The following is a 12,960-nucleotide window of genomic DNA, read 5'->3' as shown; positions in this document are numbered from 1 at the left end:
GTAATGCGGGCCGGTGCGCCGGGCTTCAGCCCGGTGGTGAAGGCTCGCGCGGGAGGCCGGTCACGGCCGGACGTGTCCTGATCAGACCGGTCGGCTTTGCTGCTCGATGCACTGGCGCAGTACGGAGATCGCGGCGCCGCCGGCCGAATCGGCGAAGTAGGAGCCCGACCACAGGCGTTGTGCCCGCTAGTAGTGGCAGGCGAGTTCGGGGAATTCCTGCCGCATCCGGCGGGACGAGACGCCCTTGAGGGAGTTGACCAGCTTCGAGGCCGCGACCTCGGGCGGAAAGTTCACGAGCAGGTGCACGTGGTTGTGTTCGCCGTTGAACTCGGCCAGTTCGATCTCGAAGTCGGCGGAGACCGCTCACATGATCTCTTCCAGCCGGGTCAGATGCCGGTCACTGAACACCTTGTGCCGGTACTTCGTCGCGAAACCAAGTGTGCCTGTAGCTCGAATATGGGGTGCTCGCCGGTACGAACACCCGCGAGATCCGTCATTTGGGTCAATCCGATACGGTCAGGTCGTGCAGCTGCGGTACAACTTCCGCGTCTACCCGGAGCCCAGTCAGCGGGACGCGCTGGCGCAGACCTTCGGGTGTGCGCGGGTGGTGTTCAACGACGCGCTGCGCGCACGCCGGACCGCCCATGAGCACGGTGAGCCGTACCCCTCGGACGGTGAATTGTCCAAGCGGGTCATCACGCTGGCGAAGGCGACGCCGGAGCGGGCGTGGCTGGGTGAGGTGTCGGCGGTGGTGTTGCAGCAGTCGCTGGCGGATCTGAACACCGCGTACCGCAACTTCTTCGCCTCGGTCACGGGCACCCGCAAGGGCCGCAAGGTCGCCCCGCCGCGGTTGCGGTCCCGCAAGGACAACCGGCAGGCCATCCGGTTCACCCGCAACGCCCGGTTCACAGTGCTGGGCAACGGGCGGTTGCGATTGCCGAAGATCGGCGACCTTCCCGTGCGCTGGTCGCGTCAGCTGCCGGCCGAACCGTCCTCGGTCACAATCATCAAGGACGCGGCCGGGCGGTACTTCGCTTCCTTCGTCGTCACGACGAAGGAGGACGAGACGTTGCCGGCGGCCGGGTCCGAGGTCGGTATCGACCTGGGGCTGACGCATTTCGCGGTGCTCTCGGACGGCACGAAGGTGACCGCGCCGAAGTTCCTGCGGCAGGCGGCCCGCAGGCTGGCGCGGTTGCAGAAAGCAGTGAGCCGCAAGGTCAAGGGCTCCAACAACCGCAAGAAGGCTGTCGTGAAGGTCGCCCGCGCGCATGCGCGGGTGGCTGACACGCGGCGGGACTGGCAGCACAAGCTGTCCACGGCGATCATCCGCGACAACCAAGCGGTGTACGTCGAGGACCTGTGCGTGGCCGGTCTCGGCCGCACGAGGCTGGCCAAGTCCGTGCACGACGCCGGGTGGTCCGGCTTCACCGGCATGCTGGAGTACAAGGCGGCGAGGTACGGACGCGTGTTCGCCCGGATCGACCGGTTCACACCCACGTCGCAGACGTGCTCGCAGTGCGGACGGATCGACGGGCCGAAACCGCTGTCCGTGCGGTCGTGGACGTGCCCGTGCGGCGCCACCCACGACCGGGACATCAACGCCGCCAAGAACGTGTTGGCCGCCGGGCAGGCGGACAACTCAAACGACCGTGGAGCGCAGATAAGACCGGCATCCATGTCGGCACCGCGCCATGAAGCGGTAACCCACCCACACGCGGCGCGATCCACGCGCAGCGTGGAGGGAATCTCCGCCCTTCAGAGCGGAGAGGATGTCAAGCCCACCAAAACGTCCACAGAGTCGCGCCCGCCACCGCCAGCACCACGAGCGACGCCACCGGCGCCCTCCAGTCCGCGTACCGGTCAGCCACGATCTGGCCCGCCACGGCGAACAGCGCCGCCACAACGTGCGCCGTGACCGACAACGTGCCGGGTCCGGGCAGGTCGCGGGAGTTCGCGTAGAACTGGACGCCGATGTTCCCCAGTGCGAGCAGCACCAAGCCCACCGCGAGCACACCGCTCACGGCACGCAGGATTCCGTAGGTCCGCGACGGCCGCTTTGCTGCTTCCACGTCCACCCCAGCCACCCTACGGGGCCGCTGGCCCTGGGGCGGCCAGGGCCCGGCGACCCTCCAAACAACCACGGCAAAAGCCGCACCGCTCGCCGCTCATCAGGGCTCCTACGCAGCCTCAGCCTTCTCACGGGCGCCGGCAACTCCCAGAGACTCCGACCAAGGCGGCCACCCCACAAGCCAGCAACCTCCGGCGACCGCACCACCAGCCGCCCCACCAAGCCCCGCCGCCCCCGACTGGCCGCCCCTCACGGAGCCAGCAAATCCCACGGCTCCAACGAAGGCGCCGCCGCCTGCCCCTCCGGACAACTCCGCCGAAAATCGCACCACTGACACTGCCGCCCCGTCACCGGCGGAAACAGGATCTCCTGATCCCCGCCGGCCTTCAGCGTCTCCGTGGCCAGGTCGATCTCGTCCGCCGCTTCCTCCGCGCGACGGACGTGCCGTGCCAGCGACTCCTCCGTGTGTTCCCAGACCGCCACCGAGCCCGACGGCAGGTGGTGGAGTTCCACGCGGCGGCACGGTTTGCGCAGCGTTCGGCGGGCCGCCAGGGCGTAGAGGGCCAGTGCCTGGGAGCCGCGGGCGTCGTCGGAGGTCAGGACGTGGCGGCCGGTTTTGTAGTCGACGATCACGAGTTCGCCGTCGCGGTAGTCGATGCGGTCCACGCGGCCCTCGGCCACGATTCGCTCGGTCGGGGAGGACACCCAGCGCTCCACGCCGAGCGGCTCGAAGGCGACGTCCAACCCCGCCACGTAGTCGTGCACCCACCGCTGCGCGCGCGACCTGTACTCGGCGGCCTGGTCCACGTCGCGGAAACCCTCGGACTTCCACTGCCTGCTCACCAGCGCCACGGCCTGGTCCGGCGTGCGCTTCTCCACCGGCAGGTCGAACAGCGCCTTCAGGGCGTTGTGCACCACCGCGCCCAGTGTGTTGTGCGCCCAGGCGCCGCCGCGGGGTGGGGTCGGGCGGTCCAGGTACGTCATGCGGAAGCGGCGCGGGCAGTCCGTCCACGTCGCGAGCTTCGCGGGCGTGACGCGCACCAGCCGACGGGGCTGTACACCGAAGTCGAAGCCGAGTTGTTCCACCCCAACCAAGTTACTCAGCACCCCTGACAGTTTCGGATCGCCCCTGCTCCGAGATGGCGACGAGTTCGCCCGGAAGTCGGTCGCTACATTTCGGGGCATGGAGATCTGGCACAACCCGCGCTGCTCCAAGAGCCGCGCCGCAAAGCTTCGCCTCGACGACGAGGGCATCGAGTACACCGAACGCCGCTACCTCGACGACGCCCCCACCGCCGAGGAGCTCGACCACGTCCTGAAGCTCCTCGACAAGGAGCCGTGGGAGATCGCGCGCACGAAGGAAGCGGCGTACCCGAAGCTGCTGGAGCACGACCGCGCCAAGTGGATCGCGCACATGGTCGCCAACCCGAGCCTCATCGAGCGCCCCATCATCATCGACGGCGACAAGGCGCACATCGAGCGTTAAGCGCCAGAGATGAAGCCCTGCACCGACGACGCCACCAGCTGCACGGCGATCGCGGCCAGCAGCAGACCGGCGATCTTGGCCATGAGCAGGATCCCGCTCTCCTTGAACACCTTGATCAGCAGGCCGGCGGACCGCAGCGTCCCCAGCAGGATCAGGTGCACGGCCACGATCGCCGCGGCCAACGCGAGGTAAGAGCCCCAACCGTCGGCCTGACGCACGAACACGATCGTCGCGGCGATCGCGCCGGGGCCTGCCAGCAGCGGCGTGCCCAGCGGCACCAGGGCGATGTTCACGTCCTCGACCTCGGGATGCTGCGTCGCGCCCTTGCCGGTCAGCAGGTCCAGCGCGATCAGCAACAGCAGCAACCCGCCCGCGCCCTGCAGGGCGGGGATGCCGATGTGCATGTACGCCAGGATCGAGTTGCCCGCCACCGCGAACAACGTGATCACCAGGAACGACACCAGCACACCCTGCCGCGCGGCCCGCTTGCGCGCGTCTCGCGACTTGCGGCCCACCAGGCCCAGGAACACGGGCACGGTGCCGGGCGGGTCCATGATCACCAGCAGCGTGATCGAGGCCTCGATGAACAGCCGCAAGTTGAACACTGACGCCACCTACCCCACGAGGATCTTGCCGCCGGTCGCCCGCTCGGCCAGAGCATCCAGCATCTCCGGCGCCGTCGTCTCCGCGCCGAGCCGCACCGTCTTGTTCGTGCCGTGGTAGTCACTCGACCCGGTGACGATCAGCCCCAGCGACGACGCCAGCGACCGCAACGACTCACGGGTGGCAGCATCGTGATCGGGGTGGTCCACCTCGATGCCCGCCAGCCCGGCGGCAGTCAACGAACGCACGACGTCCGCCGTCACGATCGGGCCGCGCGACACCGCGAAGGGATGCGCCAGCACCGTCACGCCGCCAGCCTCGGTGATCATCTCGATGGCGCGCTCGACGGGCGTGTCGGTGCGCCCCACGTAATAACGCCCACCGGTCAGGTACGTCGCGAAGGCCTCGTCCACCGACTCGACCATGCCGGCGCGGATCAGCGCCTGCGCCAGGTGCGGACGGCCCGCGGGCGCGTCGAAGGGCAGCCGCGCCATCAGGTCGACCGGGTCGATGGGGAACCCGTCGGCCTTCATCATCTCGGCCATCTTCTGCAGCCGGTAGCGGCGCTCCTCCCGCAACCGCGACTGCTCGGCCATCAACGCCGCGTGCGTCGGGTCGTAGAGGTACGCGAGGAGGTGCACGGTGATCGTGCGGCCGCGGCCGTCAGGGCACGCGCACGACAGCTCGGCTCCGCGCACGAGCCGCAGGCCAGGAGGCAGTGCGGCAGCGGCCTCGGCCCAGCCGGCCGCCGTGTCGTGGTCGGTGATCGCCACCGCGTCGAGCCCGGCTTTCGCCGCAGCCCTCACCAGTTCGGCAGGACTGTCGGTGCCGTCGGACTCGGACGAATGGGTGTGCAGATCGATGACCACGTCGTCCAGTGTGGACGACGTCGTGCGAGGACCGCGTTACGGGACCATCTTCTTGCCGCGCGCGGCCCGCTGCGCCTTGATCATCGAGAACCGCTCGGCCTGCGCCTTCTTGTCACCGAAGGTCAGCTCCGAGATGGCGTCGTACACCTCTTCGGGGTCCGGCAGGAACTCCAGGCGGTTCAACGCCTGGATCTGACCGGCCGACTCCACGATCAACGTGCCGTAGCCGAACATGCGTCCGCCCACGGTGCGTTCGTACGTGAGGTCGGTGACCTTGCTGATGGGCATCATCGCGACCTTGGTCTCGAAGACGCCCGATGTCAGCATGAACCGCTTGTCGGTGACGACGATGCGCTCGACCCACCACTCGATGATGAAGTAGGCGAGCCGCAGCAGCACGAGCAGCCCGCCGTACCACAACACGTTCTGGAACAGTCCCGCGTCGGCGGGAAGCAGGTACGAGATCATCATGAAGCCGGCGAGCAGCGCCCCGGCCTCGAGCACGTCCCAGATCAGGTAGGACCAGTGCCTGCGCACCCGGATGACCCGACGCTCGCTCGAGAGCAGGTAGTCGTCCGGATCACGTGGTGCGAACATGCGCTACCAGCCCTTTCCTGGTGCCAGCCAGTGCTCTGTCCCTGCCTCCCGGCGAACCGGGTGACTAGAACAATTGTCGCACGAAGGTGATCAGGGCCTCAGCCGCAGTTCGCAGCGAGTTGAGGATGTTCGTGACCAGCTGTGCGGCTTGCTGTGGCTCCGCGATGAGGAAGAACAGCAGCAAGGCGATTCCGGCGAAAGTGAGAATCTTCTTCAAGTTCACGGTGTCCACCCCGTCCGCGTTCGCACCCGTTTGGCGCCGTTCGTGACCGTTGTACAGCACGATTCAGGACCTTGGGAGATTTGTACCGCAGCCGGGGTAGTCCACAGCACCGCCGTTCCGGTGTGACTACGCTTCGTGATCGTGACCGCCAGCAGTGAGCGCACGATCCGTTGCGTCGGAGCCGTCGTGCATGACTCGAACGGGCGACTCCTGCTCGTGCGACGAGCCAATCCGCCTGGTGAGGGCACGTGGTCGATACCAGGTGGGCGCGTGGAGCCGAATGAGACGGATGAGGCAGCCGTGACTAGGGAACTCGTCGAGGAAACGGGACTCTCCGTCACCGTCGGCCGTCTCGTCGGCAGCGTCGAACGACCGGCCCCGAACGGGGTTTTCTTGATCTTCGACTACGAATGCCAGGTCACGTCGGGTGTGCTCCGAGCGGGCGACGACGCATCGGATGTCGCTTGGGTGGACAGTGCGACGTTGGCCACACTTCAGACCGCTCCCGGCCTGCTGGAAGCGCTTTCCGACTGGAACTGCCTGCCCAGGGCCTGATCAGGGTTCACGCGATCGGGGCGGCCCCTCAGCGCCAAACGAGACGTTGCCCGTGGGCCTCCGTGGTCGCCAGGGTGGTCCTCGAAACCTCGCCGTCACGCACTTGGGCGAGCGTGACCTCACCGTCCTCGTGCGCGGCCCACCACGCGGGCCTGCCCAGGGCCGACAGCGCGGGCACGAGGTCGAGCCCGGACCCGCTGGTGATCACGACGAGCGGCGCGTCGATCGGCTCGACGGCCTTGGCGAGGTCCGCGACCGGGTCACCGGTGACGAGCCGCGGCGGGTTCTTGCGCAGCACCCCGCAGGCGACGCCGAACAGGCGCAGTCGCTCCGGCTGGTCGGCCCACACGCACGCCTCCAGCCAGGCGTACGCGTCCTCGTCGGCCAGGTCGGCGGGTGCCACCCCGATGCCCGCCTTCGCGGCCACCTTGACCGTCTTGGGCAGCTTCGGCAGCACCGCGCCCGGTGCGAGCTCCAGCGCGCAGTGCAGGCCCAGCGCGGCCTTGGCGGGCCCGGCGACGAGCTGGCCGGCCTCCGCGGTCTGGTAGCGGTACGAGTACTGGTCGAGCCCGAGCAGCAGGCCCGCCGTCGTGGCGGCCTCCACGAGCCCGATCGGCCCGCCGGCCTGCTTCGCCGCCGCGGCCACGGCCGGGTAGAGCAGGGCCGCGCGCCGCACCTCGTTGGTCTGGATCACCTGTGAGCCGACGAGCGATCTCACCCGGTCGCCGCGCTCCAGCAGGAAGTCCCGGAACAGCGGCCAGGTGCTCTCGTCCGCGCCGTAGGTCCCGCCGAGCGACGGGTAGTAGTTCGAGAGCTGGTGGAACGGTTCGGCCTGCACCAGCCGGTGCGCCGCCGCCAGCAGGAGCTCGCCCGTGGCGTTGTCCTCGCTGGCGGCGGTCAGCAGGTCGGCGACCTCCGGATCCTCGGCGGCACGCGACGCGAGGTGCTCGTAGAGCGGCGAGACACCCGCCGCCTGGGCGGCGAACTCGCGCAGGCGCCGCTGTGCCAGATCCAGAGAGGTCACGTCACTACCCCAAATCAGTCGGATGCAGGTTCGGGGCGCCCGGGCTGCTCGCCGCCACGCGCGTCACCGTAGGACTTCTTCGGCACCATGACCTTGCGCCGGAAGATGCACACGACCGTGCCGTCCTGCTTGTAACCGCGCGTCTCGACGTAGACCACGCCCCGGTCGTCCTTGGACTTCGACGGCGTCTTGTCGAGCACCTCCGTCTCACCGTAGATCGTGTCGCCGTGGAACGTCGGCTTCACGTGCCGCAGCGACTCGATCTCCAGGTTGGCGATCGCCTTGCCGGAGACGTCGGGCACGGACATGCCCAGCAGCAACGAGTAGATGTAGTTGCCGACGACGACGTTCTTCTTGAAGTCCGTCGTGTTCTCCGCGTAGTTCACGTCCATGTGGAGCGGGTGGTGATTCATCGTGAGCAGGCAGAACAGGTGATCGTCGTACTCCGTCACCGTCTTGCCAGGCCAGTGCTTGTAGACCGCTCCGACCTCGAACTCCTCGTAGTACCGACCGAACTGCACCGCGCCTCCAACTACGTGTGATCGAGATCTGTCTCGGGTGGGGAGACAGTCTTCACACGGAGGGAGTACCCTCGGCAACCGGTGTGTGAGGATTTCCACCACCCGTGCCCAACGCCTCGAGGAGGTGAGGACCCCTAAATGAGCAAGGACCCCCACCCTGCCAGTACCAAGCGCGTCCTCACCGAGGTGGCCTTCTAGATCCATCTAGAAAGTTCTGAAGTTCCACCTGGTCAGGACGCCCGTCGTGCTTCCGCACTTCCACGCCGGCGTGTGTACCTGGAGGAACTCACCATGCCCAGCCTGCCCTCGATCCGCGGACGAGGCTCCCAGCGCGGCCCAGCAGGGCAAGTTCCGCACGTCCCCGTCCCGCTCTCCCACTACGTGGTCGACTGCGCGGTGTACGTGGACGGCAAGCGCTTGCCCGGCCGGTGGACGCACACCGACGCGGTCAAAGAGGTGCGCAAGCGGGGCGACGGCTTCGTGTGGATCGGCCTGCACGAGCCGGACGCCGAGCAGATCGAGGGCATCGCGGAGACGTTCGGGCTGCACGAGCTCGCCGTCGAGGACGCCGTGCACGCGCATCAGCGCCCGAAGCTCGAGCGGTACGACAACACGCTCTTCATGGTCTTCAAGACCGTCCGCTACGTGACCAACGAGTCCCCCGACACCGCCAACGAGATCGTCGAGTCCGGCGAGATCATGGTGTTCCTCGGCAAGGACTTCGTCATCACCGTGCGGCACGGCAACCACTCCGGGCTCTCGAAGCTGCGGCACGTGCTGGAGGCCGACCCGGAGCGACTGGAGATCGGCCCGGCCGCGGTGATGCACGCGATCGCGGACCAGGTGGTCGACAACTACCTCGAGGTCACCGACCACATCGAGGACGACATCGACCGCATGGAGGAACGGGTCTTCGCGCCGCGCACCGAGGTGAGCGCGGAGCAGATCTACATGTTCAAGCGCGAGGTCGTCGAGCTGCGCCGCGCGGTGATGCCGCTCGCGAACCCGTTGCGGCGCTTGGCGGAGGGCTACACGCCGCTCATCCCCGAGCAGGTGCGGGCGTTCTTCCGCGACGTCGACGACCACCTCACCGAGGTGTCCGAGCGCGTGACGGCGTTCGACGAGCTGCTGACCACGCTCGTCGACGCGACGCTCGCCAAGATCACGCTCCAGCAGAACACCGACATGCGCAAGATCACCTCGTGGGTCGCGATCATCTCCGTGCCCACGATGGTCGTCGGTGTCTACGGCATGAACTTCGACTACATGCCGGAGCTGAAGTGGAAGTTCGGCTACCCGCTGATCATGAGCCTGGTCCTCGTGGCCTGCCTGACGCTCTACCGAATATTGCGCCGAAATCGCTGGCTGTAGTCCCGGTTTCGCTCGCTTTGTTCGTTGTAGAAGGGCTTCGTCATGACCAGATTGCTCACCAACATCCGCTTCTGGATCCTCGCGTTCCTGCTCTGCTGGATCACCACCGTGTTCGTCCTGATCAGCGGAACGCCCTGACGTGCACCGCCAGCTGACCAACCTGCGGTTCTGGATCATGGTGTTCGCCGTGGGCTGGCTGCTGATGGTGTTCGTGTTCATCGCGTTCTGGCCGGAGCCGGGCGAGGAGTCGCCGGACGAGCTGGCCGTCGAGGTGACGAACGCGTTGCGCGCACACGACTTCCACAAGTTGAAGCCGTTGCTCGCGGTCGGCGGCGAGGACGTGGCGAAGTCGACCGTCGAGCGTTTCCAGGCCGCGCAGGTGGAGCGCGGTGTCTACCGCGACGGTGCCGTCGTCGTCGAGTACACGCACGACGGCACCCGTGCGGAGTTCCGGTTGCCGGTCGAGGTGCGGGACGGGCGGTTCGTCGTGAACCCGCTCGTCACTCCCACGGGGTGACGTTCCAGGTGAAGGGGATGCCGTGCCCTTCACCGACGCCGAGGCACAGCGAGACCCCGGCCGGCCACACCTTGAGCATCAGCGCGAACTTGTAGTCGATCTCCCGGCGCGGCTCGTACACCAGCAGTGCCAACGGTGTCGTGGGTGTCGCCTTCGCCGCCGCGTCGGCCAGGACTGCCCTGCCCATCGCCCGGTCGGCGGGCGAGACGTACTGCCACACCACCGAATGCCACACGACCGTCAGCACGTCGCGTTCGACGCGGGCGAGCTGTTTGGCGAGCCATTCCGGGCCGGCCGACCGGTCCACCCTGACCGGGTCGGTGGCGGCGAGGTCCAGGGCGTCCCTGAGCCGGTTCCACCGGTCGAGCTGGTCGGCCCAGACGAACGAGCTCAGGTGCAGCCGTCCGTCCTCTGTGGACACGTCGACCGGGTTGAGGTCGCACCCGGCCCTGCCGACGACGCGCGGCCGGTGGCTGAGGTCGGCGGGCGGCCTGCCGGTCCACTGCGGGTCGAGGACGAGGAGGCTGTCCGGGTCGCCGAGAACGCCGTCCTCCAGCCGGTAGCCGACGTGGTGCGGGCGCAGGTTGAGCCCGCCGCTCGCGCCGATCTCCAGCAGCCGCAGGCAGAACGGCACGTGCCTGTTCGCGGCCTTCGCGGCTTCCTGCGCGGCGACCACCAGGCCGCCGTAGAGGGGCGCGCTGCGGCCGGGTTCGTTGGTCTGCACGACAGTTGCCTGAACGCGGTGCCGGAGCAGGTCGGCGTGCTCGGTGAGGGCGGGCAACGCGTCCTGCCACAGCGTCGGCAGGTGCGGCCGGCCGCCGACGGACGGGTAGTGCTTCGCGAGGTCCGGCGCGCGCCCTTCGAGCACGAGCCGGTGCACGGCGCCCGCGAACCGCAGTCCGGGCACCTGGCCCTCCCGGTCGCGTTCGGAGCCCGCCATGATCCTGGCGGTGACGCCGCCCTGCCGGAGGTCTGCGGCAGCCTCGTCGAGGAGTCGCTGGGTCAGTGGACTGCGGTCGCGGCACCCGTTCGCGGCCGCGGCGAACAGCTCGGCAAGCACGGCGTTGACGCTAGTGGCAGCGCTGTCCCGCGTCATCTGCGGACTGCGTCATTACGCTGCTGGAATGGTTCGGGTGCTCGCGGTGGCGGACGAGATCGTCGAACAGCTGTGGACTGATCAGGTGCACTCCCTGGAGGTGGACCTGATCGTCGCGGCGGGCGATCTTCCCTTCGACTACCTGGAGTTCCTCACCAACGCGCTGGACAGACCGCTCGTGTTCGTCCCCGGCAACCACGACGTCGACCTCTCGGGTTACTCGAACGTGCGCGGCCTGTGGACCAAGGCGGGCGTACCGGTGCGCTGGCCAGGTCCAACCGGTGCGGTGAACGCGGACGAACGCGTGGTCGACGTCGCCGGCCTGCGCATCGCCGGTCTCGGTGGTTCGATCCGCTACAACAAGGGCCCGAACCAGTGGACGGAACGGCAGCAGGCCCGCCGCGCCCGCCGGGTGTCCCGGCTGGCCGGGTGGCGCAGGCTGCGGGACGGACGTGGCGTGGACGTGCTGCTGACCCACTCACCGCCGCTCGGCTGCGGCGACGAACCCGACGCACCACACCGCGGCTTCGCTTGCCTCGGTTCGCTCGTCTCGCGGCTGCAGCCTTCGTACCTGCTGCACGGCCACATCCACCCGCACGGGGTGCCACGCCCGGACCGGGTTCTGGGCTCGACGCGCGTGATCAACGTGGTTCCGCACAAGGTGCTGGAGATTTCGGGGGTTCGCGATGAGACGTGACACCGGCTTTCCCGTGGCCGACGCCGAGAACGACTTCCTGAGAGCTCGCCGCCGCCAGGTGATGTCCCGCCTCGCGGCCTGGCTGCGCCGCGAGCCGGACGACGTGAACATCATGCTGCCGTTCCACGAGGTCGTGGAGGCCCTGGGCATGGTGTCGGAGAAACGCCTGGGCCTGCAGTCGATCCGCCTGGACTCGATCGTCGGCAGCGTCGACCGCACCCGCGACTTCGACCGCCGCTTCCGCCCCACCTCGGGCCGAGTGCGCGAACGCTGGCAGCGCCTCGCCCTGGCCCAGCGCCGCGGCGAGAACGTCCCGCCGATCGAGGTGTACCGGATCGGCGAGCTGCACTTCATCGTCGACGGCCACCACCGCGTGTCCGTGGCGCACGCGATGGGCCAGTCGACGATCGACGCCTACGTGACCCAGGTGGTCACCCGCATCAACGCCTCCGGCATCCGCTACCGCGGCGACCTGATCGTGAAGGACTACCGCCGCCTGTTCCTGGAACGCGTCCCCCTGACCGGCGAGGCCCGCGCCGCCGTGGTGCTCTCCGACCCGTGGAACTACGCCGAGCTCGGCGAGACCGTCGAGGCGTGGGGGTTCCGCCTCATGCAGGACACGGGCTCGTTCCTGGACCGCGGCGAGGTCGCGCGGCGGTGGTACGCGGATGAGTACAAGCCCGTCGTGGCGATGCTGCGGCAGGCCGACATGATCGGCGACCGGACGGAGACCGAGGCCTACATGTGGGTGGCGGCGGAGCGGTACCGGTTGATCCGGACGCACCGGTGGGACGCGGAGGTGATCAACGCGGTGCGGGAGGAGGCCCAGGGGCACGGGCGCCGCTAGTTCAGCCGCCGCTGCCGAGGTACCGTGGTGGTGAGGCGGGCAGAACGGCAGAGCTGCTGACCTCCGCAAGACGTTCGGAAGAGCTGGGCTTCGACGGCCGGCTAAGACTCCATCCCGTGACAGCACCACCTGAGAGTTCTGTCTTCCCGGCGAGCCGCACGCATCCGTAGGGCGGCTAACGAGGGTCCTTCTGCCGAGGCCGACCTCAGTTCGAACCAGTGAACGCACTGGTCGAGCTGAGCTGCGGCCTGCTCGACCAGATGAGGCGAAAGGCCCTCGGTAGTGGTCGAGATCATCGCAGCCGCAGCGGTGGCGCTCTCCGGCATCGGCGCAGCCGCGTTCCGTTATCTGACGGTGCGCGAGTTCACCAGGCGCGCCAAGCCGGACGACCTGCCGGACATCGCGAGGCACGTCTATCAGCGGCGGTTTCCGTCGCGGCGGCGTGACAGTCCCGACGGCTGATCACCACCGTGCGCGAAACTCGCT

Annotated in this window: 16 protein-coding genes and 1 pseudogene; 8 read left to right on the top strand and 9 right to left on the bottom strand. The window is 68.3% G+C overall.

The window, feature by feature from the left end; all coding sequences use genetic code 11:
• Positions 1–81: 81 nt before the first annotated feature.
• A pseudogene (gene tnpA / locus AOM45_RS27570) lies at positions 82–497 on the bottom strand (IS200/IS605 family transposase).
• A 26-nt stretch (positions 498–523) separates the two neighbouring features.
• On the opposite strand from tnpA, the gene AOM45_RS27565 reads away from it, so the two are divergent.
• Positions 524–1,915, top strand: coding sequence for an RNA-guided endonuclease InsQ/TnpB family protein (locus AOM45_RS27565; RefSeq protein WP_236703848.1), 1,392 nt, complete (start codon positions 524–526; stop codon positions 1,913–1,915).
• 402 nt (positions 1,916–2,317) lie between these two features.
• On the opposite strand, the gene AOM45_RS27560 is transcribed toward AOM45_RS27565, so the two are convergent.
• A complete protein-coding gene (locus AOM45_RS27560) occupies positions 2,318–3,154 on the bottom strand; it encodes a RecB family exonuclease (protein WP_030473037.1) in 837 nt (278 codons plus the stop codon).
• A 97-nt stretch (positions 3,155–3,251) separates the two neighbouring features.
• Between AOM45_RS27560 and AOM45_RS27555 the strand changes: the two genes are divergently transcribed.
• On the top strand, positions 3,252–3,554 hold the full coding sequence (locus AOM45_RS27555; RefSeq protein WP_030473036.1) for an ArsC/Spx/MgsR family protein: 303 nt from the start codon (positions 3,252–3,254) through the stop codon (positions 3,552–3,554).
• Here AOM45_RS27555 and AOM45_RS27550 read toward each other — a convergent pair.
• The 4 genes from AOM45_RS27550 to AOM45_RS51895 all read right to left on the bottom strand — a co-directional run bounded on the left by AOM45_RS27550 (position 3,551) and on the right by AOM45_RS51895 (position 5,846).
• Positions 3,551–4,168: a MarC family protein gene (locus AOM45_RS27550; RefSeq protein WP_030473035.1), complete on the bottom strand. Its 618-nt coding sequence runs from the start codon at positions 4,166–4,168 to the stop codon at positions 3,551–3,553. The two genes, AOM45_RS27555 and AOM45_RS27550, sit on opposite strands and share 4 nt — an antisense overlap.
• Positions 4,169–5,026, bottom strand: coding sequence for a PHP domain-containing protein (locus tag AOM45_RS27545; RefSeq protein ID WP_030473034.1), 858 nt, complete (start codon positions 5,024–5,026; stop codon positions 4,169–4,171).
• Positions 5,027–5,062: 36 nt separating this feature from the next.
• A complete protein-coding gene (locus AOM45_RS27540; RefSeq protein WP_030473033.1) occupies positions 5,063–5,623 on the bottom strand; it encodes a PH domain-containing protein in 561 nt (186 codons plus the stop codon).
• 64 nt (positions 5,624–5,687) lie between these two features.
• Positions 5,688–5,846: a hypothetical protein gene (locus AOM45_RS51895; protein WP_167971300.1), complete on the bottom strand. Its 159-nt coding sequence runs from the start codon at positions 5,844–5,846 to the stop codon at positions 5,688–5,690.
• A 135-nt stretch (positions 5,847–5,981) separates the two neighbouring features.
• Here AOM45_RS51895 and AOM45_RS27530 point away from each other — a divergent pair, with 135 nt between their 5' ends.
• The gene (locus AOM45_RS27530) at positions 5,982–6,401 is read left to right on the top strand and encodes an NUDIX hydrolase (RefSeq protein WP_372497496.1); all 420 of its coding nucleotides are present in this window, start codon (positions 5,982–5,984) and stop codon (positions 6,399–6,401) included.
• 28 nt (positions 6,402–6,429) lie between these two features.
• Here the strand turns inward: AOM45_RS27530 and AOM45_RS27525 are convergent, their stop codons facing one another.
• Both AOM45_RS27525 and AOM45_RS27520 read right to left on the bottom strand, forming a co-directional pair.
• Positions 6,430–7,425: a DUF2332 domain-containing protein gene (locus tag AOM45_RS27525; RefSeq protein ID WP_030473031.1), complete on the bottom strand. Its 996-nt coding sequence runs from the start codon at positions 7,423–7,425 to the stop codon at positions 6,430–6,432.
• Positions 7,426–7,439: 14 nt separating this feature from the next.
• Positions 7,440–7,946 (bottom strand): MaoC family dehydratase, encoded by a 507-nt coding sequence (locus AOM45_RS27520; RefSeq protein WP_030473030.1) that lies wholly within the window; start codon positions 7,944–7,946, stop codon positions 7,440–7,442.
• 291 nt (positions 7,947–8,237) lie between these two features.
• Here AOM45_RS27520 and corA point away from each other — a divergent pair, with 291 nt between their 5' ends.
• Positions 8,238–9,317 (top strand): magnesium/cobalt transporter CorA, encoded by a 1,080-nt coding sequence (gene corA / locus AOM45_RS27515; RefSeq protein ID WP_030473029.1) that lies wholly within the window; start codon positions 8,238–8,240, stop codon positions 9,315–9,317.
• A gap of 139 nt (positions 9,318–9,456) precedes the next feature.
• Positions 9,457–9,834: a hypothetical protein gene (locus AOM45_RS27510; protein WP_030473028.1), complete on the top strand. Its 378-nt coding sequence runs from the start codon at positions 9,457–9,459 to the stop codon at positions 9,832–9,834.
• On the opposite strand, the gene AOM45_RS27505 is transcribed toward AOM45_RS27510, so the two are convergent.
• The gene (locus tag AOM45_RS27505) at positions 9,818–10,894 is read right to left on the bottom strand and encodes a DUF2332 domain-containing protein (protein WP_030473027.1); all 1,077 of its coding nucleotides are present in this window, start codon (positions 10,892–10,894) and stop codon (positions 9,818–9,820) included. The genes AOM45_RS27510 and AOM45_RS27505 overlap by 17 nt on opposite strands.
• Before the next feature lie 64 nt (positions 10,895–10,958).
• On the opposite strand from AOM45_RS27505, the gene AOM45_RS27500 reads away from it, so the two are divergent.
• From AOM45_RS27500 to AOM45_RS27490, 3 genes are all read left to right on the top strand, one after another.
• Complete coding sequence (locus AOM45_RS27500; protein ID WP_030473026.1) at positions 10,959–11,627, top strand: metallophosphoesterase family protein; 669 nt, start codon at positions 10,959–10,961, stop codon at positions 11,625–11,627.
• Complete coding sequence (locus AOM45_RS27495; RefSeq protein ID WP_030473025.1) at positions 11,617–12,474, top strand: hypothetical protein; 858 nt, start codon at positions 11,617–11,619, stop codon at positions 12,472–12,474. The genes AOM45_RS27500 and AOM45_RS27495 overlap by 11 nt, the downstream gene beginning before the upstream one ends.
• 282 nt (positions 12,475–12,756) lie before the next feature.
• Positions 12,757–12,936: a hypothetical protein gene (locus AOM45_RS27490; protein WP_030473024.1), complete on the top strand. Its 180-nt coding sequence runs from the start codon at positions 12,757–12,759 to the stop codon at positions 12,934–12,936.
• Positions 12,937–12,960: the final 24 nt, after the last annotated feature.

Origin of the sequence: Lentzea aerocolonigenes (assembly GCF_000974445.1) — a bacterium.
GTDB classification, from domain to species: Bacteria; Actinomycetota; Actinomycetes; order Mycobacteriales; family Pseudonocardiaceae; genus Lentzea; species Lentzea aerocolonigenes.
The sequence above is the reverse complement of the archived record's forward strand: the minus strand, read 5'-3'. Positions and strand labels throughout refer to the sequence as shown.

Bases quoted from the DNA above. Each gene is read 5' to 3' on its own strand.
- AOM45_RS27500 (WP_030473026.1), top strand. From the start codon at position 10,959: ATGGTTCGGGTGCTCGCGGTGGCGGACGAGATCGTCGAACAGCTGTGG.
- AOM45_RS27495 (WP_030473025.1), top strand. From the start codon at position 11,617: ATGAGACGTGACACCGGCTTTCCCGTGGCCGACGCCGAGAACGACTTC.
- AOM45_RS27540 (WP_030473033.1), bottom strand. From the start codon at position 5,623: ATGTTCGCACCACGTGATCCGGACGACTACCTGCTCTCGAGCGAGCGT.
- AOM45_RS27555 (WP_030473036.1), top strand. From the start codon at position 3,252: ATGGAGATCTGGCACAACCCGCGCTGCTCCAAGAGCCGCGCCGCAAAG.
- corA (WP_030473029.1), top strand. From the start codon at position 8,238: ATGCCCAGCCTGCCCTCGATCCGCGGACGAGGCTCCCAGCGCGGCCCA.